Origin of the sequence: Streptomyces sp. CC224B, assembly GCF_030010595.1 — a bacterium.
Lineage (GTDB): Bacteria > Actinomycetota > Actinomycetes > Streptomycetales > Streptomycetaceae > Streptomyces > Streptomyces longispororuber.
On sequence record NZ_JASCXL010000073.1, the window covers coordinates 17,387 to 40,858 of the forward strand.

Sequence of the window (23,472 nt, forward strand, 5' to 3'; positions counted from 1 at the left end):
TGCTTGCCCCAGGGCAAGCCCCCGGGGGCCCGGCCTCTCCTTCCAACCTTACAGCGTGACGTTGTAAGGTTGGAAGGGCTTTAGCGATCTTGTTTCGTCCGGTTCAGGGCCGGGCGGTCGGCGGCGCCGGGCGCACCTCGTCGCCCTCGTCGAGGAGCAGCGTCAGGCGTGATCCGGAGTCCCAGTTCACGTCGAGGCGGCGTCCGCCCAGGGTGTCCGCCGGGTGCAGCGCCCGTACCGTTCCCAGGTCGCCGGGCGCCAGCGCGGTGTGCGGGTCGGTGGTGGCCACCAGCTCCACGCGGTCTCCGCGGTCGTACATCTTCGTGCCTCCTGCGTATCGGTGGTCCGGGGGGTGGGCGGCCCGCCCCGCTTGCCTCGGGGCGGGCCGCCGGGCTCGCGCCGGTCAGTTCCAGCCGAGCGCCTCCTGGGCGTCATCGGGCAGGTAGCCGACCTGGTCCTCCACCGCGATCCAGATGGTCCCGTCGGTCTCGGCGATCTGGCCGATGCGGTACTCGAAGGGGTAGCGGGGCTGGGTCGCCGCCCGCACCTTCGCCTCCGGGTCGAGCCGCTCGAGCAGCTCGATCAGTTCGGCGACGGTCATCTCGTCCATGCTGCGCTCCCTCTGTGTCTTCGGTCCGGGCCTCGTGCCCGCCCCTTCGAGAACAACTATACAGCGCGACGTTGTAAAGATGGAAGGGTGTTCGCGATCTTCTTCGGACCGGTTCGGCCGGCCCCGGAAACGCCGCGCGCCCCCGGCTGCTTGAGCGGGGGGCGCGGTGTCGGCGGGCGGGGGGGGGGTTACTGGTCGCCCTTCAGGTCGGTGCGGGCGCCGCGACCGGGGCGGGCCGCCATCCATGCCGTGATGGTCTCCGAGTACCAGCGGGGTCGGTCCGGGGCTGGCAGCTCGTCCGGTTCTGGCATGTGGCCGGTCTTCTTGTACCGCCGCAGCGTGCCCACCTTCAGGCCGGTCTCCTCGGCGATCCTCTTGTAGTCCCACAGCTCTCGAGGCTTCGACTTGCTCATGACTGATTCCTTCCGTGTCTGGGACGATGGCGTGCGGCCCGCCTCGCTTGCCTCGAGGCGGGCCGCACCGTAGGGCGGACAGGTCAGCTCACGTCCACGGTGCGCATGGCGAGCTGGATCACCTCGTCGTACGACCCGGCGCTGCGCGCGGCCGCGACGAACTCCGTGGCTGCCTCGCCGCGCCCGGCCTGGCGCAGCGCCCGCTGGATGCGGCCGATCACGCTGTAGACGTTGCCGTCCTCGCCGCTGAGCTGCACCTTGACGTCGGGGTGCTGGGGCGTTTCGAGCACGCTTCCTCCTCTTGCCGTTCCGGGGAGTGAGCCGCCTCTCCGGCGCTGACTATACAACGTTGTGTTACCTTTCGGCTCCCCTTCGCTATACAACAGTGCGTTGCATAGTGGGAGGGCGGGTTGCCGCTTGAGTCATTACAACGTGGTGTTGTATAGTTGGTCCCACGCCAACACCCCTGGGAGGACAGCGTGGGATACGAGTACTCAGTGAGCGGCACCCTTTCTCTGGACCCGCCGATGCACGTCGACCCGGCCACTCCGTTCACCGTTGCCCCTGCCGGAATGACCCGTGAAGCCCTCGAAGGGCGTGTCAACGAGTACGAGTTCGTGCTGGTCGCGATGGCAGCCTCCGGGAAGGCCGGTACCTCTGGCGGGCGGCCGACACAGGTCGACCAGCTGATCGTCGACACCGGCGGGCAGTCCACTGAGTTCGTAAGCGTCCTCGACATCCTGGTGCGCTGGGCGCAGGGGCGACGGATCGAGGGAGCACTGGAGTACGTCGGCGAAGACGGCGCGCGCGGCACGCTGTCGCTGCAGGACGGCCAGTGGGTGTTCAGCGCACCGAGGTTTTGCCCGTGAGTGGACCGCTCGCGTGACCGGCCGCTACGGCTACCACACCGCCCCCGGGGCGGTGTGTCTCTCACGAGGGGCGCTTCGGCCAGCGGCGTGCCGAACTGCTCCCCTGCCTCACCAGTGACGACTTCAGAACCTGACGTAGAAGGGGGACGTCGGGCCGTCGATGCCGCTGCTCTGCTGTGCCAACTCCTCGGAAGCCGGATCCGCCGATGACTCCGCGCGGAGCCGCGGGCAGGCCATGATGGTGGGATCCGTACAGGAGGAGGAGCCCGTGAGGGGACGTGAAGCTGCGCGAGCCGCCGGCCACAAGCTCGCCCAGGCCCAGGAAGAGTTAGCGGACCTGCGCCGCCAGCTCGCCGAGGAGAAGCAGCGTCACGCCGAGGAGGTTGCGGCGCTGCGGGGAGAGATCCGCGGCCTCAAGCAGGACGCGACCTCACAGGCGGAACAGATCGCCGCCCGCGCGCTGGAAGAAGCCCGCGCCGAGGCCGCGCGCGCCTCCTCGGCGCGCAGTGCCGCCGAGGAGGCGCTGCGCGCGCATCAGCGGGGCAAGGACGACCTCGTCTACAACACCTGCCGCTACCTGTCCATGACCCGGGGGGTGCCGCCCATCAAGAGCCTGGAGATCGTCATCCCGTGGATGACCGGACGGGACTACGCGGGCATCGAGAATCTCAAGCAGATGCTCGCCGACTGCGGCCTGCCCGCCGACGGCTGGACGGCTCGCCTGGCCCGCCCGCACGAGCGCGCCCTGCGCAAAGTCGCGAAGGCGGGCGACCACAAGACCAATACGGTGGTCAGTCTCGACCACGGCCTGGACCAGCCCGACGAGATCACCGTCCACCCCCGCTATAACAAATCCTGGTACAAACCGGCAGATGCCCCGACTGGCTCCCAGCAGCGCGCCCGCGCCGCCAACGTCACCCTCCGCTCCCAATGACCCTGCTCGACGTCGCTGCGACACGACCCTGCTGCGGTGCGGCGCTGGCCCGAGCGAGTCAGCTCACCCATTTCCCGGCGACCGTCCACTCCTTGATCAACTCGCTCGCTCGGTGCTTGCGGGTTTCGGCCTTCATCTCCTCAACCGTGGCTTCCCTGCCGGTGAAGGGACACCCGCCCCGCGCATGGCTCATCGGAAGCACACACTCGGTCGGCGAGCACACGCGAAGTTCGGGTCGACGACTTGACATGCCCGTACTCTCCCACGCCGCGCCGAAGCCCGAGGTCCACACGTCGGTCGCCATGTCTTCTCTAGCGATTGGCCCTCACGGCTTCGCTCCGCCGGTTTGAAGATGGGTTCTCAGCATCCCTGGACGCGTCGGCGCACCCGGCCGCCGTGGCCGACGCCGAGCCGAGCAGCCCGCGCTGGTCGAGGCTCCACCGGCCTGAGGGATTCCACGACCAATGTCTCCTCCTGGCCTGCAACGCCGACACCGGGCGGGCGCCCCCGCGCCCCGCCCGGTGTCGGCCGTGCGGGCCGGGGGTCAGGCTATCGGGGCCCAGGCGGCGTCGCCGACCCAGCTCTCGCGGGTGGTCAGGTGCCAGCGCCGGGCGTCCTGGGGGCAGCGGTACGCGCGCCGTTCGGTCTTCTTGCTGCCCTCGGCGCGGCGGTTCTCCTGGGCGTGCCCGAGGGCACGCAGCGCCCGTGCTTCGGTCGGCGCGTGCCACTTCGGGGCCCCCTGGCTGTTCCGGCAGGTGCATCCGGAGTGGTTGAAGGTCATCGCCTTGGTGGTGGGGGCGATGCGGCCGTGCTGCAGGAACTCCATCAGGCCGTCTATGCGTACGCGGGACCAGGCGCTGGCCGAGCTGGGGATGATGTAGTACTGCAGGTCCGTGCGGCCGCTCTTGCGCTGGCGGGTGGAGATCATCACCGCCGCGCCGTTGCGGGTGGCCTCGAGGCGCTCCTTGCCGTCGACCTTCTGTACGGTCGCGGTCCAGCCGATCTGGGTCATCAGCGCGGCGATCTCGTTCATCTGGCGGTGCGTCATCGTGGGCCCCTTTCTCCGGCCTGCCTTCCTTCTGACCCCAACTATACAACGGGGCGTTGCAAGGTTGGAAGGGGGATGCCGATCTTCTTCCTCCCAATCTGGGGCCACCTGAGGGGGCTGAACACGGCGGCTGCCGCCGGGAGCACGGCACCTCACACAACAGCCGTCAGCCGGAGTCGCTGCGCGGCGGGGCTGACGCCCTCCGCCCCGCCCGGCCGCGCGCCGATACCCTTGATCACGGTGCGGGGCCGACTGACCGGAGGACGACGTGGGCCTGCGCCAATTTCTCGTCGACGCCTGGGGCTGGCTGAACTTCAAGCCCGTGTACGCCGACCCGCACCTGGGCACCCCGCACCGCCGCGCCTTCCCCGCCGCGCACGCCACCTGGGTGCCGGACGAGGACGCCCGCCGCCTGGCCGCGTACACCGTCCTGGCCGCCTACGACAACAACCAGGCCGGTGAACTGGCGGAGATCCGCGACGGCCCCGAGGCCCGCGAGCGCAGGGAGTTCGGCGACCCGGCGACCTTCATCGACGCCATCACCGCCGACGTCCTCGGCGACGAGCAGCGCATCGTGGTTGACGGCGCCGAACACGACGAGGACGACACCAGCCCCGACGCGGCCGAGGCCAGCGCGGTCCAGGAGGCCCTGATCCAGTGGGCCGAGGACGAACAGCTCGCGATGCGGATGCAGCAGGCCGAGCGCAAGGCGGTCAGTCTGGGCGACGCGGTCTACCGGCTGGCCTGGGAGCCCGGCAAGGGCCGTCCGACCCTCCGGGCCATGGACCCCGGCCTCTACTTCCCCGTCCTCGACGATGACGCCGGGGAGTTCCCCCGGCGGGTCCACTTCTGCTGGGAGCTGCCGGAAGATCCCAAGCGCGGGCTCAAGGATCGGTTGCGCCGCATCACCTACGAGCTCGCGCCGATCGCCCCGGCCACGGTCTCCGGAACCGACCGGCTCGGCCGACCGCTGCGCACCTACCTCGGCGAGGCCGACGCTCCGCTGCTCACCCCCGGTGACACCGTCGACGAGACCGGCACCATCCTGCGGCAGTACCCCTGGAACGACGCTCCCTCGCCCTACACCTGCTATCTCACCGACGCGGTGTGGCTGCTGGAGGACCTCGAGCGGACCAGCGACGTCGACAACCTGCCGATGGACAAGGCGATGTACGCCCGGCGGGACGACGGCGAGGTCCTCAACGGCCTCGACCTCATGATCGATTTCATTCCGGTGGTCCACCTGCCCAACACCGTCCCGGCCGCCGAGGAGCACTGGGGCCGCCCGTCCCTGGCCCGGGTCCTTCAGGTCATGGACGAACTGGCCGCCTCCGACACCGACTCCGCGCGGGCCTCGGCCACCACGGGCTCGCCGATCCTGTCGGTGTCCGGCCTGCAGGACAGCCGCACCGATCTCGCGGCCGGCCCCGGCATGGTCTTCAAGCTCGCCGACGGCGGCCGGATGGACGTACTGAACACCGCGCCGCAGCTCGCCCAGCTCCTGGCCACCGTGGAGTCCCTGCGCGACCGGGCAGCGGTGAACCTGCGGCTGCCCGCAGTGGCGCTGGGAACCCAGGACCCGGCGCAGATGCCCTCCGGGTACGCCCTGCGGCTGAGCCTGGGACCGCTCGACAAGCTCATCGCGGGCATGCGCCTGGCCCGCCGTCACAAGTACATGCTCATCCTGAAGTTCGTTCAGCGGCTGTTCATCGCGGGCCAGCACCCGGACTGGGTCGGCCGGACGGTCCAGCCCGCCACCGTGGTCATGGGCGCCTACACGCCCACCGACCGGGCCGGCGTCCTGGAGGAAGTCGTCACCGCGTACACGGCAGGCCTCGTCTCGCTGGAGACCGCGCTGCGCATGCTCGCCGAGGGCGGCTGGCCCATCGAGGACATCCCCGCCGAGATCGAACGGATCCAGGCCCGGGCCTTCGCCCAGGCCGGGGCCCTGGCCGACGCCACCGGCGACGCCAAGGCCGTACGCGACTACCTCGGCCTCAAGGGCGAGCCGCCCGAACAGGTCCCGGTGCCCGTGCTGCCCGGCGGCCAGGACCTGGACGGCGAACGCGACGCCGGACAGGAGCAGTGAAGATCGGCCCTAGACTCGTAGGTGGCGCGGGGGCGCCCATCGGTGGAGGACTCGACCGCATGTACCGCAGCACCCCGCGACCCCGTCCGGTTCCCGGAATGATCGTCGGCTACGTCAACGGCCGTCCCGTGCACGTCATCGCCGGCGGCTCCGGCGACGACGACCCGACCCCCGACCCGGCCGCCCCGGCGCCCGCCCCCACGCCCACCCCCAAGGACGTCCTGGACCGCAAGGCGGACCCGGGCAAGGCGGGGGAGGACGAGGAGACCGTCACGGTCACCCAGCGCCGCATGAACCTCCTGCTCACCCGGGAGAAGGACCAGGGCCGCCAGGCAGCACTGCGGTCCCTGGCCGCCGAGGCCGGTCTCGACCCGGACGGCGTCGATGCCGCAGCCCTCAAGAAGGTCCTGGCCGAGGCCAAGAAGATCAAGGACGCTCACCTCTCCGAGGAGCAGCGCCGCGACGCCGAACTCACCCAGCGGGAGCAGGACCTGGCCGCGCGGGAAGCCGCGGCCGAGAAGGCCGCGGCCGCCGCCGAGAATCAGCTGCGGGAAGCCACGCGCAGTGCCCAGCTCGTCTCTCTCGGCGCGACCGGCCAGGACCTCGAGGACGCGCTGCTCCTGCTGAACAAGGCACTGGAGGACGATCCGGACGCCGACGAGGCCACCGTCGCCAAGGCCGCCGCGGCGCTCAAGAAGCGCCGCCCGCAGCTGTTCGGCGCCCCAGCCGCGCCAGACAAGCCGCTCAGTCCGCCCGCGCCGTCCGGCTCCCCGGCCGGCGGCCCGCCGCAGCGCCAGGCCCCGGCGGGCAAGCCCGGCGACGCCGGACGCGCCATGGCGGCCCGGATGTTCCCCCCCAACGACGCGCCCTGACCGCTCCACCGCACCACCTCTGGGACCACGCCCGCCCCCCTTCCTCCCCGTGGACGGCACCCCCTCTTGGCGCCCGGCATCCCACCGCGCCCACCTTCCCGGGAGGACCTCGGCATGGACATCCAGCCGATCACCACCAGCCAGCGCCTGCAGGTCGGCCGCCCCTGGCTGCTGTCGACGCACGGCACCGAGACCAACCAGACCGTCACCCTCGACGTCAACAAGTTCACCGAGAACGTGCACTGGGTGCGCGGCATCAAGACCGTCGAGGCCCGCCTGAAGTCCGGCATCCCGCTGGCCCGCAACACCACCAGCGGCCTGTATGAGCCCTACGACGCGGCCGCCACCGACGGCCGTGAGGTCCTGGCCGGGGTCCTGGACACCGAGACGCCCTTCGGGGTGGGCGCCACCCGCATCGGCGCCGCGCTGCGCATCCACGGACACATCGCTCCGGCCAAGCTGCCCGTCCCCTTCGATGCGGCCGCGGTGAAGAAGACCACCGCCGCGCTCACCTACGCCTGAAACGGAGCCTTGCCCCATGCCCAACGACATGCTCGAGCTCCTGCTCAGGGACCTCACCCCGGCCGACATCAACGCCTTCGCGCGTGCCGTGCCCGGCCCGCAGGACTACGAGCTCACCCGCAGCGTTCTGCCGGAGCGCGAGCTCAACAGCGTCAAGTGGCGCGTGAAGCGGACCAACCGCCGGGTGCCGGCGGCCAAGTACCGTGCATGGGACGCCACCACGCCCGTCGCCTCCCGCGAGATCACGATGATCGAGACGGAAGGCAAGCTGCCGCCGCTCGGGCAGAAGTACATCGTCGGTGAGATGGAGCAGATCCTGCTGGACGCCGACCGCGGCGCCCAGAGCGACGAGCTGGTGCAGGCCGTCTACGACGACGTCGCCGCACACGTGCTGTCAGTCCGCTCCCGCATGGAGATGGCCGCCGGAGACCTCCTGGCGGACGGCAAGTTCACCCTGCAGGGCGAGAACAACTTGCACATCGAGTACGACGCGCAGATCCCGGCCGCCCACATGCCCGTCGCCCCGGTGCCGTGGAACAACCCCGACGCCGACGCCCTGGCCGACGAGATGCGCTGGATCCAGGCCCTGCGCGATGCCCGCGCCCCGCTCCCGGACCGCATCATCACGTCCTTCAAGGCCAAGTCCCTGCTCGCGGGCAACAAGAGCTACCGCGCGGCGTACTACGGCTCCCTGCTGGGCAGCCAGATCCCCACCGCCGTCCTGGCCCCCAACGAGGTCGACGCCGTCCGCGCCCGCTACGGCCTGCCGCCCATCACCGTCTACGACGTGCAGATCCCCCTCGACGACGGCACCAACCCCCGCGTGCTGCCGGAGAACCTGTGGCTGATGGTCCCGCCCAACGTGCGCCAGTGGGGCGAGACCCAGTACGGCATCACCGCCGAATCGCTGGTCCTCTCCCGCGGTACCAACCCCGCCATCGCCCGCGAGGACGCCCCCGGCATCGTCGTCACCCACGGCTACACCGACGACCCCGTCAACGTGTGGACCAAGGTCGCCGCGGCCGCCATGCCGGTGCTGTACGTGCCCGACATCCACATCGCCGCGCGGGTGTGGTGACCATGGCCCGACTCGCCGCCACCGTCTACGTCCGCGACCCCGGCACCCACCAGTGGGTCACCTGCGATGCCGGGAGCGAGCCTGCACCGCACCTGGCCGCGCTCATCCTCACCGCGAGCGCCTGGCAGGACGGGACGCCCCCGCCGCCCGCAGCGCCCACCCATCCGGCATCTGCGGCCGAAGCCGCAGATGCCGCCGAGCCCGAGGACGACGACGGGGCCGACGCCGCCGACCCGCCGGAGAAGAAGCCCCGCACCCGCCGGAGCGCCGCCAAGACCGACGGCTAGGCCCCCCACCGTCCGGTACGGGCCGGGCCCGTCCTCACCCGGCCCGTACCGGGCTTCACTCACCCGCGACCCGCCGCAGGGGGCACCCCGTGGACGACGCTTCGCGCCGCTGGCTGCTGGCCGCGCTCGGCCCCGCCACCGACACCACCGACCTCGACCAGCGCTACGCCCGTCTCCACTCGCTGCGGGCCGTGGCGCTCGAGGTGCTGCGTGAACGCCGTGCCGCCCTGCTCGCCCAGCCGCTGAAGGTGGCGCTGTCCGGCGTCGTCTCCGTCGACACCAGCGGCAACGTCACCGCGCTGGAACGCCAGATCGCCGAGTTGGAGGACCCCGCCACCCTGGTGCCCGGCGAGGACGCCCCTGCGGGACCGGGCGGCGGCATCCTGCGCCTGCACGAGCGGCCCCGGAGATGACCGCGCCGCGCCCCGGGCCGGCCAACGACCCGCTGGAGACGCTGCTGGCCGCCGCCGTGCAGCAGCTGGACGCTCACTGGCAGCACCTGGCCGCCGCGCAACAGGCGGTGCTGAGTGCCCTGCAGTCCGCGCAGCGCCGCGGCGCCCGCCGCCGCTCCCTGCCCCCGGCCCTGCGGCAGGAGCTGGCCGCCTTCACCGCCGCGACCGCCCGCTTCCACACCGACGCCGGAGCGCTGATCGAACGCTGGACCGCCGTCGACCTGCCGCGCGCCTACCGCCTCGGCGCCGAGGACGCCCTGCACACCGCCGTGCCAGCCCCCGGCACACCGCCTGCCGACTTCCACTGGACCCCCGCACACCAGAGGGCCCTGGCGTCCGTGACCGGCGCCAGCTACCCCGCTCTGACCGGGCGCCTCAACGACACCGTGCGCCGCGCCCAGGCCTTCGCGCGCGCGGTCACCGCCGCGGCCCGCGCCTCCGAACCGCCCACGGCTGCCGACCTGGCCGCCCGGCACCGCCTGGACACCGTCACCTACCGCCACGGCGCCCGGCTCCCGGCGCAGGCCTGGGCCCGCTCGGCACTGGCCGCACAGGCCGTCACCGCCACCAACACCGGCGCGCTGACCGCCGCCGGCGCGGACCTCACTGCCTTCTGGGTGCAGGTCACCGACGGCCCCGACTGCGGCTGGAGCAGTCACACCGACCCCGACCGCGCCCACGGCACCCTGCGCTCCGCCGCTCTGGCCGCCCGCCACCTCATCGCCCACCCCGGCTGTCGGCGCCGCTTCACCCCTCGCCCCGACCTCACCCACGACGCCGTCACGGAAGGACAACCCGCATGAGCCCGCCCGCCCAGCCCCTGGCCATCGGCCGGATCGTCCACTACGTCGATCGCGGCAGCGCGGAGGGCCGCTGCCCCCGCATCTGCCGTGCCGCCCTGGTTACCGCCGTCGACGCCGACCATCAGCCCGCGCTCGTCGTGTTCAGCCCCGAGGGGCAGTTCTTCCCCGGCCCGGTGCCGTACACGGACGCCGCGCCACTGACCGCCGGCACCTGGCACTGGCCCGGCCCGGACGGCAGCGCATGCGCCTGACCGTCCGAGCCCCCGGCCGCGAGATCGACATCAGGCTGGGCCAGAACAGCACCGCCGCGCTCCGAGCCGCCGAAGCCACCGCGCTGCGCCTGCTGGCGGCCCTGCCCGGCGAACAGCCGGAGCCCGAGGCGCCCTTCGGGTTCACGCTCGACACCGACACCGAACGCGCCGCGCCGGACACCGCCGACGACAGCACCGACACCGACCAGTAGCCGCCCGCGGGCGACGTGCCCGCCAGGAAGGACGAGAAGGCCCATGAACAATGCCGGCCTGGCCGACCGCCCGCACTCCGTACGCATCACCACCGACGGCACCCGCGCCGACGTCGAACTTGACGGGCACAACGTGTCCCGCTCACTGGCCGGATACACCCTCGAGCACCACGCTGCCCAGCCTCCGCTGCTGGTGCTGTACCTGCGGCCCGCAGCCGACCCGGCCGCCTTCGAGGGACTGGCCCACGTCGCCGTCGCCAGCCCGTCGCCGCCCGCCGAGGCCATCGCCGCGTTCCTCGCCGGCATCGACCCCGCACGCCTGCAGCAGGCCGCACTGAACCGCAGCGACCTGGACGGCACCCCCACGGAGCTCACCTCCGCCATGCTGCGCCAGCTCGTGGACTGGTCCGGGGGCCGCCCATGACGCTCGACCTGCGCTACCTGGGCCCCCTCGTCGAGGACCTCGTGATGGGCGACACCATCCAGATCCGCCGCCGCAGCGGGCCATCCGTCCTCAACCCGGACACCGGTCAGCTCGAGGACCCCCCGCCGCGCGTGGTGTACGAAGGTCCCGGCGCCGTCCTGGACAACGCCGCGGTCCCCGGCCTCAGCCTCCCGGCCGCCGGCCAGCCCTACCCGGACGACCCCAAGACCACCTACCGGCTCCTGACGCCGCCGTCGGCCCCGGTCGCCGCCCGGGACGACACCGTCCGCGTCCTGCGCGCCGCCCAGGACCCGGCCCTGCTCGGGCGCACCTGGCGCTGTGTCCTGCCCGGGCTGGCCGCCAGCATCATCGCGGTCCGCGTGACCTGGCTGGACGAAAACACCCCCCGGAGCCCGGCATGAGCCCCACCCGCACGTTCACCACGCCCGAACAGCTCGCCCGGGCCCTGGAAGCCGCCGCCGCCCGCGTCGGCCCGGCCACCGGTGCCGCAGTGCGGCACGAAGCAACGGCGCTGCACGCCCTCATCCAGGCCGCAGCCAGCGGCCGACCCGGACCCAACCGCATCACCGGCCGCTACCTGGCCAGCTGGCGCCAGCAGATCCAGCCCCGAGCGCACGGCGCCAGCGCCACCGTGGGCACCTTCGCCGCGCAGGCCCGCCGCCTGGAACTGGGCTTCTACGGCACCGACGCCCTGGGCCGCGACTACGCCCAGCGTCCCTTCCCGCACGTCGCGCCCGCCCTGGCCGCGCTGCAGCACGGCCTCGCCGAGCGCATCGCCGCCGCCGCCAAGGACGCCCTGTGATCCTCGAACGCAGGCTGGCCACGGACGCCGTCGCGGCCCTGCTGCGCACGGCCACCGGTACGCCGTGCGGCCTGGGCACCGTGCCGCTGACCGACGGCAGACCGGCGGACCCGCCCTACACCGTGCTCCACGCCCTGCCCCTGACGCTGAGCGGGGCGCCCTTCAGCGACCTCAACGAGGACGCCAGCAGCATCTACCAGGTCGACTGCGTGGCCCGCCAGCACCAGCAGGCCGAATGGCTCGCCGACAAGGTCCGCAGCGGCGTACTGAGCCGCCGCCCCGACGGAGCCTGGCGCCACCCCCTGCCTCTGGCGGGCTGGAACTGCTACGCGCGCGCCCTGGACCTGGACGCGGGCCCCGACAACGACGCCGCGGCCGGCATCGTGTCCTACCCCCTGCGCTTCCGCCTCGGATGGACCCCCGCCGCACCGGCTGCGCCCGCGGCCCCGGCGACGCTGGAACAGGCGGTGATGCAGGCCCGGTTATCGTATCTATGTGATCAAAACCCGCCCCGGCCGGAGCCCCGGCCCGGCCCGGCGGGATGACGCCTTCTTCCGCACCGCGGCGGCCCCTCGCGGACGCGCCACCCCCCGGGTGGCCGACCACTGACGTTCGCGCAGACCCAAGGGGCCCGCCCATGGCACCACTGCCTTCGCCCAAGCCGGTCGAGAAGTTCTCCCGGCGCGGCATCAGCATCTTCCTGTGGCTGGACAAGCTCAACGACCAGCAGGGGCTGATACCCACGCGCGCCGAGCTCGACGCCGGACTCAACCTCACCGCGGCCATCGCCAGCATCTCCGGCTTCACCCTGGAGAACCAGAGCATCGAGACGCCGGACATGTCCGACGACTTCGACTCCTCCATCCCCGGCTCCGACAAGGCCGAGGACAGCTCCCTGACCTTCTACGAGGACAAGGCCACCAACCTCATCGAGGAGGCCCTGGCCAAGGGCAAGCAGGGCCACGTCGTCATCCTCCGCAAGGGCGACATCCCGGGGAACAAGAGCATGGACGTCTTCCCCGTGCGCGTCGGATCGCTGTCCCCGGCCTACACGACGGACAACGAAGCCGCCCGCTTCGAGGTGAAGTTCACCATCACCCGCCGGCCCGCCCAGTCGCAGCCCGTCCCGGCGGTCGGCGCGACCGCGAAGAAGGTGCCGGCGTGAGCCAGACGAAACAGCCCGCGCCGCCCGCGGCCGCCGTCGCCGCAGACGCCCACTGGCAGCAGAAGATGGCCCGGCTGCGGGCCCGCGCCGCCGCCGAGGTGCCGCTGTATCTGTGGCAGGACCAGCGGCTGCGCGAGGCCTACGAGGAAGCCCAGCACGCCGCCCGCCGGGCCCGGCAGCTCGCCGACGACGAGCCCGACAGCGCCGTCCTGGCCACGCAGGCCCAGGCCGCCGAGAAGGCCTGCGAGGCAGCCCGCGCCGCGCACGAGGCCGACTGCGAGGTCCTCGTCTTCCGCGCCTTGCCGGGCGACGCCTTCACCAAGCTCATGCAGGCGCACCCGCCCACCGAAGAGCAGGCCGAGGCGGGCAACGACTGGAACGAGGACACCTTCCCCGCCGCCCTCATCGCCGCGGCCAGCGTCGACCCGATGACCGAGCAGGAGGCCGCCGTCCTGCTCGCCGAGTGGGGCATGGCCGACCGGGCCGCGCTGTTCCAGGCCGCCCTGAGCGCGCAGAACACCCGCCGGAGCGACTGGGGAAAAGACTCCGGGCCGATGCGCACCTGAGAGCCGAGCTCGAGCTGTGCGACCGGTGGGGTATCCCGCACAGCCAGTTCCACGGCGGGGACGGCACCTGGAGCGCCACCGACCGCGCCAAGGCCCTCGCCTACCGCGAGCTGCAACGCGCCACCTGCCCGGACTGCGGCACCCGCGGCGACGAATGGGACGAGCACGGCGACGGTGACCGCTTCGCCTACGTCAGCTCCACCAGCCGCTGCCCGGGCTGCGAACTCCTGGCGCACGAACGCGACCAGGTGCCCGAGGGCCCCCGCGGCTACGGCGTGAAGATCGGGCTGATGCCCCGCTTCCTGTACGAACTGCGCACCCGGGCGACACGCCGGGACCAGCCCACATAGCGGCCGGAAAGGAGCACGGCGGGTGGTCGCGTGGCAGTTGTCGGTGTCGCTGACCGGCACCAGCGACGGGCTGGTGCGCGCGCTGCGCCGTCCCGCCCGCGAGGCCCGCGACCTGACCCGGGACCTGTCCGGGCTGCGCCGCACCCTGGCCGGACTGGGCGGCGCTGACCTGCGCGGCCTCTCGGGGCAGCTGCACTCCGCACGCCGCGACGTCAACGCCCTCAGCCGGGATGTGGCCGAGCTGCGCCGACAGGCCGCGCGCGGCGTCCACCTCGATGTCCGGGTGGGCTCCTCCCGCCTGCACGGTGACGTGCGCAGCGCACTGAGCAGCGCCGGTTCCGGCCAGGGCCTGGAGGTCGCGCTGCGGCTGGCCGACCCGGGACAGCTGCGCCGCGATGTCCAAGACGCCGTGCGCTGGGCGGCCTGGGGCCACCGCATCGACATCCCGATCGGGCTCGCGGACCCGCTGCGGCTGCGCCGAGACGTCCAAGCCGCCGTGCGCGCGGTCTCGGGCCAGACCGTCACCGTGCGGGTGCGCACCGACACCAACCTCGGAGACCTGACGTCCCTGGGAGGCGGGGCAGGCGCCAGCGGCATGGCCGGCGCCCTCAAGGGGCTGTTGCTGCTGGCCCCGTCCGTCATCCCGCTGACCACCGCGCTGGCACCGCTGCCCGGGCTGCTCGCGGCCTCCGCAGGCGCCGCCGGCGCCTTCGGTATCGCGGTGGCCGGGCAGATCGGCCCGCTCACCGAGGTTGCCAGCGCCGAGCAGAAGTACCAGGAAGCGGTCCGCCAGCACGGCGCCCACTCCCGCCAGGCCGCCACGGCCCAGACCGAGTACCAGTCGCAGCTGGCCCAGCTCCCCGCGGAGACGCAGCGCGCCGCGGTCGCGCTGAGCCTGCTGAAGGACTCCTACAAGCAGTGGTCCAACAGCCTCAGCGGCACCACCATGCGGCCGCTGGTGCACTCCATGGCCCTGATGGACCAACTGCTGCCGCGCCTGACCCCCCAGGTCCGCTCGGCGTCGCGGGAGCTGGACCGGCTCATCACCCTGCTCGGCGGCGCCGTCACCACCCCCGGGTTCGACGCCGCCTCGGACCGGCTCGCGGCCTTCACCGACCAGACCCTGACACGCATGGGCGACCGCCTGGTGCACGTCCTGCGGATGCTGTCGGAAGGGCGGGCCGAGGGGCCGTTCGCGGACCTGGTGAACTACATCCGCGCCCACGGCGACGAAGCCCGCGAGACCCTGTCCAACCTCGGCGACGCTGTGGGCAACCTGTTCGAGGGCGCCGCCGACGCCGGACCGATGATGCTGACCCTGGTCAACGCCGTGGCCCGGCTGGTGGCCGCGCTGCCGCCGGAACTGGTCGGCACCATCATCCAGATCGCGGCCGCGCTGAAGCTGGTGCAACTGGCCGGGCTCGGGGCTGCGGCCGTGGCGGGCGGGCTCGCCACGCTGCAGACGCGCCTGACCGCCCTGAGCGCCACCGCCGCCGCGGCGGGCGGCGGCCTGGCCGGTCTGCGGGCCGCGTTCTTGTCGCTGGGCACCGCCGCCCGCGCCTCGGTCGTGGTCGCCGGCATCGGCGTGGCCGCCGTGGCCATCTCCAAGCTGATGAACCTCGGCCGGGCCGCGCCGCCCAACATCGACCGGCTGACCACGGCCCTCGGCAAGCTCGGCCAGTCCGGCAAGGTGAGCGGCGAGCTGTCGCGCGCCTACGGCAAGGACCTGGACGGGCTGTACGACAAGATCCGCAACATCACCGACCCCTCAACGGTGGACCAGGTACAAAACGGCCTGGTCAAAGTGTTCTCCCTCGGCCTGGCGGACTCCACCCCGGCCAAGGAGGCGCGGGCCCACCTCGACGCGCTGGACGAGAGCCTGGCCAAGCTCGTGCGCGGCGGCAAGGCCGATCTGGCTGCCGCGGCATACGAGCGACTGAAGAAGGCCTACGCCTCCGGCGGTGGGGACGTCGGCCAGCTCACCGGGCAGATGGACGAGTACAAAAGCGCCCTGGCCGATGCCCGGTTCGAGCAGGAGCTCGCCGCCGCCGCCCAGGGCGTGTTCGGCCGGGCGGCCATGGACACCCAGGCCAAATTGGAGGCGCAGAAGGCCAGCGCGGACGGGCTGCGGCAGGCCATCAGCGCCCTGAACGACGTCAACCGGGCCGCGGGCAGCGCCATGAGTGCCTTCGAGCAGTCCCTGGACGACACCACGAACGCCATCAGGAACCATGCCGGGGCGCTGCGGATGCGCGACGGCGAGCTGGACCTGGGCAGCAAGAGGGCACGCGACGCGGAGAAGGTGCTCTCCGACCTCGCGGCGAACACCGATGCCGCGGCGGCCGCCGCGCGTGAGCAGGGCCGGTCCTGGGAGCACGTCAACGGCATCCTCGAGAAGGGCCGCGCGGCCTTCGTCGACGCGGGCGACCGGATGGGCCTGACCCGGGCGCAGGCCGAGGCGCTCGCCGACGCCTACCTGAAGATCCCGGACAAGAAGTCCCTGACCCTGGAGATGCGCACCGAGGACGCCGTCGCCGGCCTGGACGCGGTCATCGCGCGAATCAGGAAGACCCCGGACGCGAAGTCCGTCACCGTCAAGGCCCTGACCAGGGACGCCGTGGCGCTCCTGGAGTCGCTGGGGTTCAAGGTCACCCGCCTGAAGGACGGCTCTTTCAAGGTCACGGCCGAGACCGGCCGCGCGCGCGACCACCTGGACGCCCTGCAGCGCAAGCGCGACGGGCTGAAGAACAAGACGATCACGCTCAACGCGAAGACGGTCACCGCCATCGCCGGCCTCGACGCGGTCATCGCGAAGATCCGCAAGACCCCCGGGGCGAAGTCCGTGACCGTGCGGGCTCTGTCGCAGACGGCGATCGACGCGCTGCACCGCGTCGGCTTCACCACCCGCAAGCTCCCCGACGGGCGCGTCGTCGTCACCGCGCGCACCGGCAGCGCGCTCGCCAACATCGGTGCGGTGCAGGGCGCCCGCGACCGCCTGTCGAACAAGTCGATCACCATCACCACGGTGCGGCGGACCATCTTCGAGGAGAGCTTCCGCAAAAGCAGCAAGACCACCGCCGACCTGGTCCGCCAGCAGGTGGAGAACCTCCGCAAAGCCGACGGCGGCATCGTCGACTTCTACGCCCAGGGCGGCACCCGCGGGGCCGCCACGGGCTCCGCGGGGCGGCGCGAGAACCACATCGCGCAGATCGCCCCGGCAGGCGCGTGGCGCGTGTGGGCGGAGGACGAGACCCACGGGGAGGGGTACGTGCCGTTCGCCCGCTCCAAGCGGCCCCGGTCGCGCCGCATCACCGAGGAGATCGTCCGGCGTCTGGGCGGCGACCCGTCCGGCATCCTGTGGCACGCCGACGGCGGCCTGTCCGACTGGAACTACCAGCCCTCCGACCCCCCGAGCCTGGGCAGCGCCTCGGACATCCGCTCCCGCTCCATGCGGAAGATCAAGAAAGGGAAGCGGAAGGGCCAGGAGTACTTCGACTTCGCCCTCTTCGAGAAGAACCTGCGCAGGTCCGCCGCCGCGGCCGCGCGCTGGCGCCGTGACCTGGCCCGCGTCGCCTCCCGCGCCGGCCAGGACGTCGCCGACGCCCTGGAGAACATGGGGGAGGACGGCGTCGAGCTCACCCGCAAGATGGCCCACGGCAGCGGCAAGTACGTCCGGAAGATGGCCAGCGAGCTGCGCAAGCTCGCCGGGTCCGCGCGCGCCTCCCTGTCCGACTTCACCAAGCAGCTCGCGGGCGCGGTCAAGGACCAGACCGCCTTCCAGCGCAACCTCGCCAAACTGGCCGCCTCCGGGCACGGCGACCTGGCAGCGCGCCTGGCCGAGCAGGGCGACCAGAGCGCGGCCGACCTCGCCGCCCAGGCGGTCAAGGACAAGAAGAAGGCCAAGGCCGCCAACAGCGCCGCCCGCAAGGCCGATGCGACCCTGAGCGACGAGCAGCTCGCCACCCTCGTCAAGATCATCGGTGCGACGGTGTCGAAGAACACCGGCATCCACGCCATCGCCGACAAGACCGGCCTGGAGGAAGAGGACATCATCACGGTGGCCTCCAAGGCCACCGGGCAGCTCAAGTCCGCGCTCGGGCCGCGCGCCGCCCGGCTGCTCGCCGACCTCGCCAAGGCCAAGAAGGGCCTGGCGTACGCCGACGGCGGCATCCGCGAGGGCATCTACGCCACCCGCGGCGGCCTGGTGCGCTTCGCCGAGCCGAGCACCGGGGGAGAGGCCTACATCCCCCTGGCCCCGCAGCGGCGCCAGCGTGCCACCGCCGTCCTGGGCGACGTCGCCGGACGCTTCGGGTACACCCTCACCGGCGCCCGGGACGCCCAGGCCCAGGCCGTCCGCGTCATCGTCATCCGCCAGCCCGCCGCCCTGGTCGGCCACATGCCGGTCACCGTCAGCTCCCCGGCCGCCAGCCCCCAGGAGTTCGGCGCCGAGGTCATGCGCCGGCTGCGCAACGCCCAGCGAGGGGGACACGCGTGATACCGGAGCTGGCCGAGTGGCAGTTCGCCCTCGGTGACGTCGTCCTCGGCGCGGGCACCGACATCCCCGTCGGCAATGTGGAGGGGCTGGGCACCGCCGAGGCGCGCACCCAGGACGCCGACAACCCCGCCGGCGACGGCGTCTTCCCCGGTGTCGACCTCTACGGCGCGCGCACCGTGCGCCTGGAGGCAGGCATCCGCACCCCGGCCGCGCCCGACCGCGCCCTGGACCTGCTCGCCCGCCTCCAGCAGACCGCGACCGACCCCGCTGTGCGCCTGACACCGGGCGCCATGAACGTGCTGCGCATGCGCTGGCCCGGCCGCCCCGCCCGGCGCCTGTACGGGCGGCTGCGCCGGGTGGAGGCCACCAGCACCGCCACCGCCGTCAGCGGCTGGATCCCCCTGGACCTCGAGTTCGTCGCCGCCGACCCGCTCTTCTACGCCGACGACACCTCCACCCTCACCCTGCCGCTGTCCGCGGGCGGCCTGGGCGGCCTGCGGGCCCCGCTGGTGGCGCCGCTGACCACCGGCGTGGCCATCCCGCACGAGCGGCGCGGCTGGGTCACCAACGGCGGCGACCGCCCGGCCTGGCCCAGCCTGCGCATCACCGGGCCGTGCACCCACCCCCGCATCCGGCACGCCGAGACCGGACAGGTCATCGAACTCGCGGTGGCGCTGCAGACCGGGGAGCACATCGACATCGAGACCCGGCCCGGCACCCGCTGGGTCCTCAAGGACGGTGCCCACAACCTCGCGCCCGCCCTGTCCGCGGCCTCCCGCCTGGACTTCGCCCTGCCGCCCGGCACCAGCGAGCTGTGGTGGACCGCCCGCAACTACACCAACAGCACCCGGCTGCGCGTGACCTGGCACGCCGCGCACGCCGCCCTGTGACGCACGGAGAAGACGATGACGCTGATCAACCCGCCGCTGCTCACCCACGGCGGCACCCACCAGGCCCGCGCCTTCCGCATGATGATCCGGGACCTCGCCCGCAACTCCCAGGGCGTCACCGAAGGCGACGACCTGAAGGTACGCCCGCTGGAGACCCCCGGCGCCGCGGTGCGTGTCGCCGACGGCTCCGCCGTCGTCCGCGGCGCCACCTGGGGGCAGGGCTCCTACACCCAGTACAACGTCGGGACCGCCACCGTGGCGATCGCCCCCACCGGCGCCACCGCCCGCTCGGACCTGGTGTGCCTGCGCGTGGAGGACCCCGAGTACGAGGGCACCCGCGACCCGGAGAGTGACGACATCGGCTACTTCCACGTCGTCAGCAACGTCTCCGCCACCACCACCCAGGTGCCGGCCGGGATGACCGCGGTCGCACTCGCCCGCCTCGACCTCCCCCCGAACACCGCCGTCATCACCGACGCGATGATCAAGGACGTGCGGCAGATCGCCAACCCGCGCCGCGAGCGGCGCCTGTACACGGCCTTCCCCGACGGGCTGAGCACCCTGAAGTACTCCGACAACAAGTGGCACACCTGGCCGAGCGCGGCCCGCTGGTCCGTCCCCGTCCCCTCCTGGGCCACCCACGCCCGCCTGGTGACCACGATCGCCGGGCTGCGGCTGACCCGCGCCGACGTCTACGCCCGGATGCAGAGCGTCTTCGGCACCGAAAAGGGCCAGGACACCGCCGTCGACGACGACCAGGGCAGCCAGACCCGGCGCAACACCGTCGTGCTGGCCGACAGCCTCTCCGTCCCCGCCGCGATGCGCGGCACCACCCAGACCCTGTACCTGCAGGCCTACATGTCGAAGATGGAGACGGGGGACCTGTCCGTCGACGGGGCCACCTCGTTGATCGCCGACATCGAGTTCACCGAGAGCGTGAGGTGAGCGGTGCCCGCCTACCGGTACCGCAGTTGGCACGCCCTGACCGGGGACCTCCTCGCCGCCGACCTGCCGCTGTCCCAGGTCGACTTCGGCCTGGCCCTGAACGCCGCCGGGAGCTTCTCGGGCCGCCTGGAGCCGCGCTTCGCCCACCTGCTGCCCACCCAGCTCGACCCGGGCAACACCGTCATCACCGTCGAGCGCGACGGGACCGCGCTGTGGGGCGGCCTGCTGTGGTCCGCCGAGCCCGAGGGCTCCGTCTACGCGCTCGAGGCCTCCGGCTGGGGCAGCTACCTGCACTCCCGCCACGACCTCCACGGCAACCTCGGCGGCCGCGGCCCCTACGTGCATGCCGACCCCTGCACCGTCGTCCGCGACGTGTGGGCCTATGCCCAGTCCCAGCCCGACGGCGACCTCGGCGTCCGCGTGGACGCCACGACCAGCAAGGCCAAGGCCGGCACCATCACCGAGCCGTACCGCACCGACTGGTGGGACGCCCCGCTGCTCGGCGACGTCATCGAGGACATGACGAAGCTGGAGGGCGGCCCCGAGTGGACCGAGACCACCGACTGGTCCAACGGCCGCCCCACCGGCCGGATCCGCCTGGGCTGGCCCCGGATGGGCACCCGGCGCACCGACCTGTCCTTCACCTCCGGCATCAACATCGCCACCACCACGCCCGTCACCCTCGACGGGGACGCCTACGCGCAGGTCGTCATCGCCCTGGGCGCGGGGGAGGGCCGCGGCCGCCGCCGCGCCATCGACGCCGTCCGCAACGGCCGCCTGCGCCTGGAGCACGTGCTGGAGGTTCCCGGCGAGAAGGGCAACGACCGCCTCGCCGCCCGGGCCCGCACCGAGCGCCAGGCCCGCCAGGTCCTCGGCGACGTCGCCGAGGTCGAGGTCATCGACCACCCGGCCGCGCGCATCGGCTCCTGGCAGGTCGGCGACGACGTCCGGGTCTCCCTGCACGACCAGTGGAGCGACTTCGACGGCTGGTGCCGCATCACCGGCTGGAGCCTGCGCCCGCCCCAGGGCAAGGACCGCGAACGCATCACCCTGAGCCTGGCCCGCGCCGACCGCTACCACTACGGGAGCTGACCGTGGCCAACGACCTGGCGAAACTGGCGGCCCGGATCGCCGCCCTCGAGCACCGCCTGAGCCAGCAGACCCGCACCTCCCGCCTGGCCTACTCCTCCCTCGAGGACGGCGCCGTCGAGGTCTACGACGCGGGCGGCTCCCTGCGCGCGGTCATCGGCCAGCAGCCGGACGGCACCAGCGGCGTCATCGCCGTCAACGGCCCGCGCCCACCGGCCCCCTCACCCGCCGCGGCCGCCCCCGTGCTCGGCGGGCTGCGCATCACCTGGGACGGCACGTTCGCCGACGCCAACGCGGCCCCGCTGGACCTCTCCCGCGTCCAGGTGCACCTGCTGACCCGCCCCGACGGCGAACCCGACGTGATGGCGCCCGCGGCGACGATCGAGGCCGCCTCCGGCGCGTCGGTGACCATCGCCACCGGCTACTACCAGGACGTCTGGGTCCGCCTGGTCGCCGTCAACACCTCCGGCACCCCCAGCCTGCCCTCGGCGCCCGTGCGCACCGCCGCCCGCCGCGCCAGCGCCGGCGACGTCGGCACCGGCGCCATCCAGCAGGGCCACGTCGCCGTCGGCGCCATCACCACTTCCCACCTGGCGGTCGGCTCCGTGACCCCCGACCAGATCGCCGTCGGGCAGGGCACCAACCTCATCCCCGACCCGGGCTTCGAAGGCGCGGTCATCGCCGCCGCCGTCGCCGCGGCGGGCGCCCCCTGGGCGCTGGCCCCCGGCAACCGCACCGGCGTCGCCGTCCGCGTCGACTGCCTCGCCCCGACGCCCACCACCTACACCCTGCCCCTGGTGACCGTGCCCGTGCTCGCCGGCACCCAACTGCATCTCGCGGTGGACGTCCTGACCTCCGAGGACCTCAACGCCAGCGCAGTGAAGATCATGGCCCGGTGGGAGGACTCCGCCGGAACCGTACTGGGCTACGGCGCGGTGGAGACCGCCCCCACCCACCCGGGCATGTGGCAGCGCCTGACCGGGCAGGTCGCCGCACCCCCCGGCACCACCCGGGCCCAGCTCGCCCTGCAGGCCACGGCCGCCACCCGCGGCTGGTGCCACTTCGACAACAGCGAGGCCCACACCATCTTCGGCCGCATCGTCGGCGGCGCCCGGGCCGAACTCGGCCCCGACGGCCTGCGCCTGTTCGACGAGTACGGCGAACCCGCCGTCGCCCTGGTCACCGGCGCCGCCCAGTACCTGACCCTGCGCAGCAACGGCCAGGCCGTGGCGACCATCGACACCGACGGCGGCGCCCACTTCGGCGACGTCGATGTCGCCGGGGACCTCACCGTCGGCGGCGACCCCGTCTCCGCGCTGCTGAGCCAGCACGCCCGCGGCCTGGTCGCCGTCGACTACCAGAGCTCCTCGGTGCGCACCGCCGGCGGCGAGCTGGGCTGCGTCGAGCTCGCCTTCGAGGCCGACCCGGCCCGCATGTACCGCATCGCCTTCGACGCCATCGTCAACCCCAGCACCCCGGGCGGAGAAGTGCAGCTGCGGCTGCGTGACGGCGGCGCCGAGGCGCCCACCGTCACCTCGCCGCAACTGCAGCTGGCCACCCACCACCTGGCCATCGGCAACTCCAAACGGGTCCGTCTGGAACTGGTGCGCTCCGGGCGGGTGCTCGGCGCCGGACTGCACCGCCTGCTGATCACGTTCCGCAACCAGTACGGGCCCGAGGGGCAGACCGTGGACCTGTACGGCGCCGCCAGCAGCCACGGCCTGTTCTACGTCGAAGACATCGGCGCCTACCTGCGCGAAACCGGCCGCCGCAACACCGGAGGGGGCAGCAGCGAACCCCCCGTGCGCACCTACACCAAGACCTACACCGCCACCTGGTCGGGCACCTACTCCCACCGCTCGGGGTACAACGCCTACTGGGGCAACGCCTGCGTGCAGGGCTTCTACCCCAACAACGGCATGCACGCCGCGCTCGTGGGCTTCTCTCCCCAGATGGCCACCGACCTGGCCGGAGCCACCATCGAGCGCGCCGAGGTCTTCTTGTACTTCGAACACTGGTACAGCGCCAGCGGCGGCACCGCCGTCATCCGCGCCCACTCCCACGCCTCCCGGCCCGCGAAGTTCTCCTGCGACCCGGAGGGCAAGAGCGTGCGCTGGCGCCGCAACCAGGGCCAGTGGGTCGACATCAGCAGCGTCTTCGACTCCACCCGCTGGCGCGGCATCGCCCTGGACCCCAACACCACCACCCGCACCCACTACGGCCGCGCCCGCGGCGTGGGCCAGCAGTACGCACCCAAACTCCGCATCACCTACACGAAGTGACCC

28 protein-coding genes are annotated in these 23,472 nt (G+C 72.8%); 22 read left to right on the plus strand and 6 right to left on the minus strand.

Going from position 1 to position 23,472, the window contains the following annotated elements; all coding sequences use genetic code 11:
- Positions 1-103: 103 nt before the first annotated feature.
- The 4 genes from QK440_RS26655 to QK440_RS26670 all read right to left on the minus strand — a co-directional run bounded on the left by QK440_RS26655 (position 104) and on the right by QK440_RS26670 (position 1,313).
- Positions 104-319 carry a DUF4314 domain-containing protein gene (locus QK440_RS26655; protein WP_282795762.1) on the minus strand — a complete coding sequence of 72 codons (216 nt, stop codon included), beginning with the start codon at positions 317-319 and terminating at the stop codon, positions 104-106.
- Positions 320-403: 84 nt separating this feature from the next.
- Positions 404-610 (minus strand): hypothetical protein, encoded by a 207-nt coding sequence (locus QK440_RS26660; protein WP_282795763.1) that lies wholly within the window; start codon positions 608-610, stop codon positions 404-406.
- Between the two features lie 188 nt (positions 611-798).
- The gene (locus tag QK440_RS26665) at positions 799-1,023 is read right to left on the minus strand and encodes a MarR family transcriptional regulator (protein ID WP_282795764.1); all 225 of its coding nucleotides are present in this window, start codon (positions 1,021-1,023) and stop codon (positions 799-801) included.
- A gap of 83 nt (positions 1,024-1,106) precedes the next feature.
- Positions 1,107-1,313, minus strand: a complete 207-nt coding sequence (locus QK440_RS26670) for a hypothetical protein (protein ID WP_282795765.1) — start codon at positions 1,311-1,313, stop codon at positions 1,107-1,109.
- Between the two features lie 189 nt (positions 1,314-1,502).
- Here QK440_RS26670 and QK440_RS26675 point away from each other — a divergent pair, with 189 nt between their 5' ends.
- Positions 1,503-1,892: a hypothetical protein gene (locus QK440_RS26675; RefSeq protein WP_282795766.1), complete on the plus strand. Its 390-nt coding sequence runs from the start codon at positions 1,503-1,505 to the stop codon at positions 1,890-1,892.
- Between the two features lie 268 nt (positions 1,893-2,160).
- Positions 2,161-2,826: a hypothetical protein gene (locus tag QK440_RS26680; protein WP_282795767.1), complete on the plus strand. Its 666-nt coding sequence runs from the start codon at positions 2,161-2,163 to the stop codon at positions 2,824-2,826.
- Positions 2,827-2,884: 58 nt separating this feature from the next.
- Here the strand turns inward: QK440_RS26680 and QK440_RS26685 are convergent, their stop codons facing one another.
- Entirely contained in the window at positions 2,885-3,130 is a 246-nt protein-coding gene (locus tag QK440_RS26685) for a hypothetical protein (protein WP_282795768.1), read from the minus strand.
- A gap of 240 nt (positions 3,131-3,370) precedes the next feature.
- Positions 3,371-3,874 carry a hypothetical protein gene (locus tag QK440_RS26690; RefSeq protein WP_282795769.1) on the minus strand — a complete coding sequence of 168 codons (504 nt, stop codon included), beginning with the start codon at positions 3,872-3,874 and terminating at the stop codon, positions 3,371-3,373.
- A 268-nt stretch (positions 3,875-4,142) separates the two neighbouring features.
- Between QK440_RS26690 and QK440_RS26695 the strand changes: the two genes are divergently transcribed.
- The 20 genes from QK440_RS26695 (at position 4,143) to QK440_RS26790 (ending at position 23,469) form a co-directional block, all read left to right on the plus strand.
- Complete coding sequence (locus QK440_RS26695; RefSeq protein ID WP_282795770.1) at positions 4,143-5,963, plus strand: hypothetical protein; 1,821 nt, start codon at positions 4,143-4,145, stop codon at positions 5,961-5,963.
- Positions 5,964-6,061: 98 nt separating this feature from the next.
- Positions 6,062-6,835, plus strand: coding sequence for a hypothetical protein (locus tag QK440_RS26700; protein ID WP_282795771.1), 774 nt, complete (start codon positions 6,062-6,064; stop codon positions 6,833-6,835).
- 114 nt (positions 6,836-6,949) lie between these two features.
- Positions 6,950-7,357: a head decoration protein gene (locus QK440_RS26705; RefSeq protein WP_282795772.1), complete on the plus strand. Its 408-nt coding sequence runs from the start codon at positions 6,950-6,952 to the stop codon at positions 7,355-7,357.
- Between the two features lie 16 nt (positions 7,358-7,373).
- The gene (locus QK440_RS26710) at positions 7,374-8,435 is read left to right on the plus strand and encodes a major capsid protein (protein ID WP_282795773.1); all 1,062 of its coding nucleotides are present in this window, start codon (positions 7,374-7,376) and stop codon (positions 8,433-8,435) included.
- A gap of 2 nt (positions 8,436-8,437) precedes the next feature.
- The gene (locus tag QK440_RS26715; RefSeq protein ID WP_282795774.1) at positions 8,438-8,722 is read left to right on the plus strand and encodes a hypothetical protein; all 285 of its coding nucleotides are present in this window, start codon (positions 8,438-8,440) and stop codon (positions 8,720-8,722) included.
- An 89-nt stretch (positions 8,723-8,811) separates the two neighbouring features.
- On the plus strand, positions 8,812-9,135 hold the full coding sequence (locus tag QK440_RS26720; protein WP_282795775.1) for a hypothetical protein: 324 nt from the start codon (positions 8,812-8,814) through the stop codon (positions 9,133-9,135).
- The gene (locus tag QK440_RS26725; RefSeq protein WP_282795776.1) at positions 9,132-9,977 is read left to right on the plus strand and encodes a hypothetical protein; all 846 of its coding nucleotides are present in this window, start codon (positions 9,132-9,134) and stop codon (positions 9,975-9,977) included. Before QK440_RS26720 ends, QK440_RS26725 begins: the two co-directional genes overlap by 4 nt.
- Positions 9,974-10,228: a hypothetical protein gene (locus QK440_RS26730; protein WP_282795777.1), complete on the plus strand. Its 255-nt coding sequence runs from the start codon at positions 9,974-9,976 to the stop codon at positions 10,226-10,228. Before QK440_RS26725 ends, QK440_RS26730 begins: the two co-directional genes overlap by 4 nt.
- Positions 10,219-10,440: a hypothetical protein gene (locus tag QK440_RS26735; RefSeq protein WP_282795778.1), complete on the plus strand. Its 222-nt coding sequence runs from the start codon at positions 10,219-10,221 to the stop codon at positions 10,438-10,440. The genes QK440_RS26730 and QK440_RS26735 overlap by 10 nt, the downstream gene beginning before the upstream one ends.
- Positions 10,441-10,483: 43 nt before the next feature.
- Positions 10,484-10,864 (plus strand): hypothetical protein, encoded by a 381-nt coding sequence (locus tag QK440_RS26740; RefSeq protein WP_282795779.1) that lies wholly within the window; start codon positions 10,484-10,486, stop codon positions 10,862-10,864.
- Positions 10,861-11,286 carry a DUF6093 family protein gene (locus QK440_RS26745; RefSeq protein WP_282795780.1) on the plus strand — a complete coding sequence of 142 codons (426 nt, stop codon included), beginning with the start codon at positions 10,861-10,863 and terminating at the stop codon, positions 11,284-11,286. The genes QK440_RS26740 and QK440_RS26745 overlap by 4 nt, the downstream gene beginning before the upstream one ends.
- The gene (locus QK440_RS26750) at positions 11,283-11,687 is read left to right on the plus strand and encodes a hypothetical protein (RefSeq protein WP_282795781.1); all 405 of its coding nucleotides are present in this window, start codon (positions 11,283-11,285) and stop codon (positions 11,685-11,687) included. Before QK440_RS26745 ends, QK440_RS26750 begins: the two co-directional genes overlap by 4 nt.
- A complete protein-coding gene (locus tag QK440_RS26755) occupies positions 11,684-12,232 on the plus strand; it encodes a hypothetical protein (RefSeq protein WP_282795782.1) in 549 nt (182 codons plus the stop codon). Before QK440_RS26750 ends, QK440_RS26755 begins: the two co-directional genes overlap by 4 nt.
- Before the next feature lie 92 nt (positions 12,233-12,324).
- Positions 12,325-12,852, plus strand: a complete 528-nt coding sequence (locus tag QK440_RS26760; protein ID WP_282795783.1) for a hypothetical protein — start codon at positions 12,325-12,327, stop codon at positions 12,850-12,852.
- The gene (locus QK440_RS26765; protein ID WP_282795784.1) at positions 12,849-13,418 is read left to right on the plus strand and encodes a hypothetical protein; all 570 of its coding nucleotides are present in this window, start codon (positions 12,849-12,851) and stop codon (positions 13,416-13,418) included. Before QK440_RS26760 ends, QK440_RS26765 begins: the two co-directional genes overlap by 4 nt.
- A gap of 372 nt (positions 13,419-13,790) precedes the next feature.
- The gene (locus QK440_RS26770) at positions 13,791-18,263 is read left to right on the plus strand and encodes a hypothetical protein (protein WP_282795785.1); all 4,473 of its coding nucleotides are present in this window, start codon (positions 13,791-13,793) and stop codon (positions 18,261-18,263) included.
- Positions 18,260-19,153, plus strand: coding sequence for a hypothetical protein (locus QK440_RS26775; protein WP_282795786.1), 894 nt, complete (start codon positions 18,260-18,262; stop codon positions 19,151-19,153). The genes QK440_RS26770 and QK440_RS26775 overlap by 4 nt, the downstream gene beginning before the upstream one ends.
- Positions 19,154-19,168: 15 nt before the next feature.
- The gene (locus tag QK440_RS26780; protein ID WP_282795787.1) at positions 19,169-20,098 is read left to right on the plus strand and encodes a hypothetical protein; all 930 of its coding nucleotides are present in this window, start codon (positions 19,169-19,171) and stop codon (positions 20,096-20,098) included.
- Positions 20,099-20,101: 3 nt separating this feature from the next.
- Positions 20,102-21,190 (plus strand): hypothetical protein, encoded by a 1,089-nt coding sequence (locus QK440_RS26785; RefSeq protein ID WP_282795788.1) that lies wholly within the window; start codon positions 20,102-20,104, stop codon positions 21,188-21,190.
- A gap of 2 nt (positions 21,191-21,192) precedes the next feature.
- Positions 21,193-23,469 (plus strand): hypothetical protein, encoded by a 2,277-nt coding sequence (locus QK440_RS26790; RefSeq protein ID WP_282795789.1) that lies wholly within the window; start codon positions 21,193-21,195, stop codon positions 23,467-23,469.
- The last annotated feature ends 3 nt before the right edge of the window (positions 23,470-23,472 follow it).

Excerpts from the sequence above, each read along its gene's own strand:
- QK440_RS26655 (WP_282795762.1), bottom strand. The coding sequence starts at position 319 with ATGTACGACCGCGGAGACCGCGTGGAGCTGGTGGCCACCACCGACCCG.
- QK440_RS26660 (WP_282795763.1), bottom strand. The coding sequence starts at position 610 with ATGGACGAGATGACCGTCGCCGAACTGATCGAGCTGCTCGAGCGGCTC.
- QK440_RS26665 (WP_282795764.1), bottom strand. The coding sequence starts at position 1,023 with ATGAGCAAGTCGAAGCCTCGAGAGCTGTGGGACTACAAGAGGATCGCC.
- QK440_RS26685 (WP_282795768.1), bottom strand. The coding sequence starts at position 3,130 with ATGGCGACCGACGTGTGGACCTCGGGCTTCGGCGCGGCGTGGGAGAGT.
- QK440_RS26690 (WP_282795769.1), bottom strand. The coding sequence starts at position 3,874 with ATGACGCACCGCCAGATGAACGAGATCGCCGCGCTGATGACCCAGATC.
- QK440_RS26700 (WP_282795771.1), top strand. The coding sequence starts at position 6,062 with ATGATCGTCGGCTACGTCAACGGCCGTCCCGTGCACGTCATCGCCGGC.
- QK440_RS26705 (WP_282795772.1), top strand. The coding sequence starts at position 6,950 with ATGGACATCCAGCCGATCACCACCAGCCAGCGCCTGCAGGTCGGCCGC.
- QK440_RS26710 (WP_282795773.1), top strand. The coding sequence starts at position 7,374 with ATGCCCAACGACATGCTCGAGCTCCTGCTCAGGGACCTCACCCCGGCC.
- QK440_RS26715 (WP_282795774.1), top strand. The coding sequence starts at position 8,438 with ATGGCCCGACTCGCCGCCACCGTCTACGTCCGCGACCCCGGCACCCAC.
- QK440_RS26725 (WP_282795776.1), top strand. The coding sequence starts at position 9,132 with ATGACCGCGCCGCGCCCCGGGCCGGCCAACGACCCGCTGGAGACGCTG.
- QK440_RS26730 (WP_282795777.1), top strand. The coding sequence starts at position 9,974 with ATGAGCCCGCCCGCCCAGCCCCTGGCCATCGGCCGGATCGTCCACTAC.
- QK440_RS26735 (WP_282795778.1), top strand. The coding sequence starts at position 10,219 with ATGCGCCTGACCGTCCGAGCCCCCGGCCGCGAGATCGACATCAGGCTG.
- QK440_RS26740 (WP_282795779.1), top strand. The coding sequence starts at position 10,484 with ATGAACAATGCCGGCCTGGCCGACCGCCCGCACTCCGTACGCATCACC.
- QK440_RS26745 (WP_282795780.1), top strand. The coding sequence starts at position 10,861 with ATGACGCTCGACCTGCGCTACCTGGGCCCCCTCGTCGAGGACCTCGTG.
- QK440_RS26750 (WP_282795781.1), top strand. The coding sequence starts at position 11,283 with ATGAGCCCCACCCGCACGTTCACCACGCCCGAACAGCTCGCCCGGGCC.
- QK440_RS26760 (WP_282795783.1), top strand. The coding sequence starts at position 12,325 with ATGGCACCACTGCCTTCGCCCAAGCCGGTCGAGAAGTTCTCCCGGCGC.
- QK440_RS26780 (WP_282795787.1), top strand. The coding sequence starts at position 19,169 with ATGACGCTGATCAACCCGCCGCTGCTCACCCACGGCGGCACCCACCAG.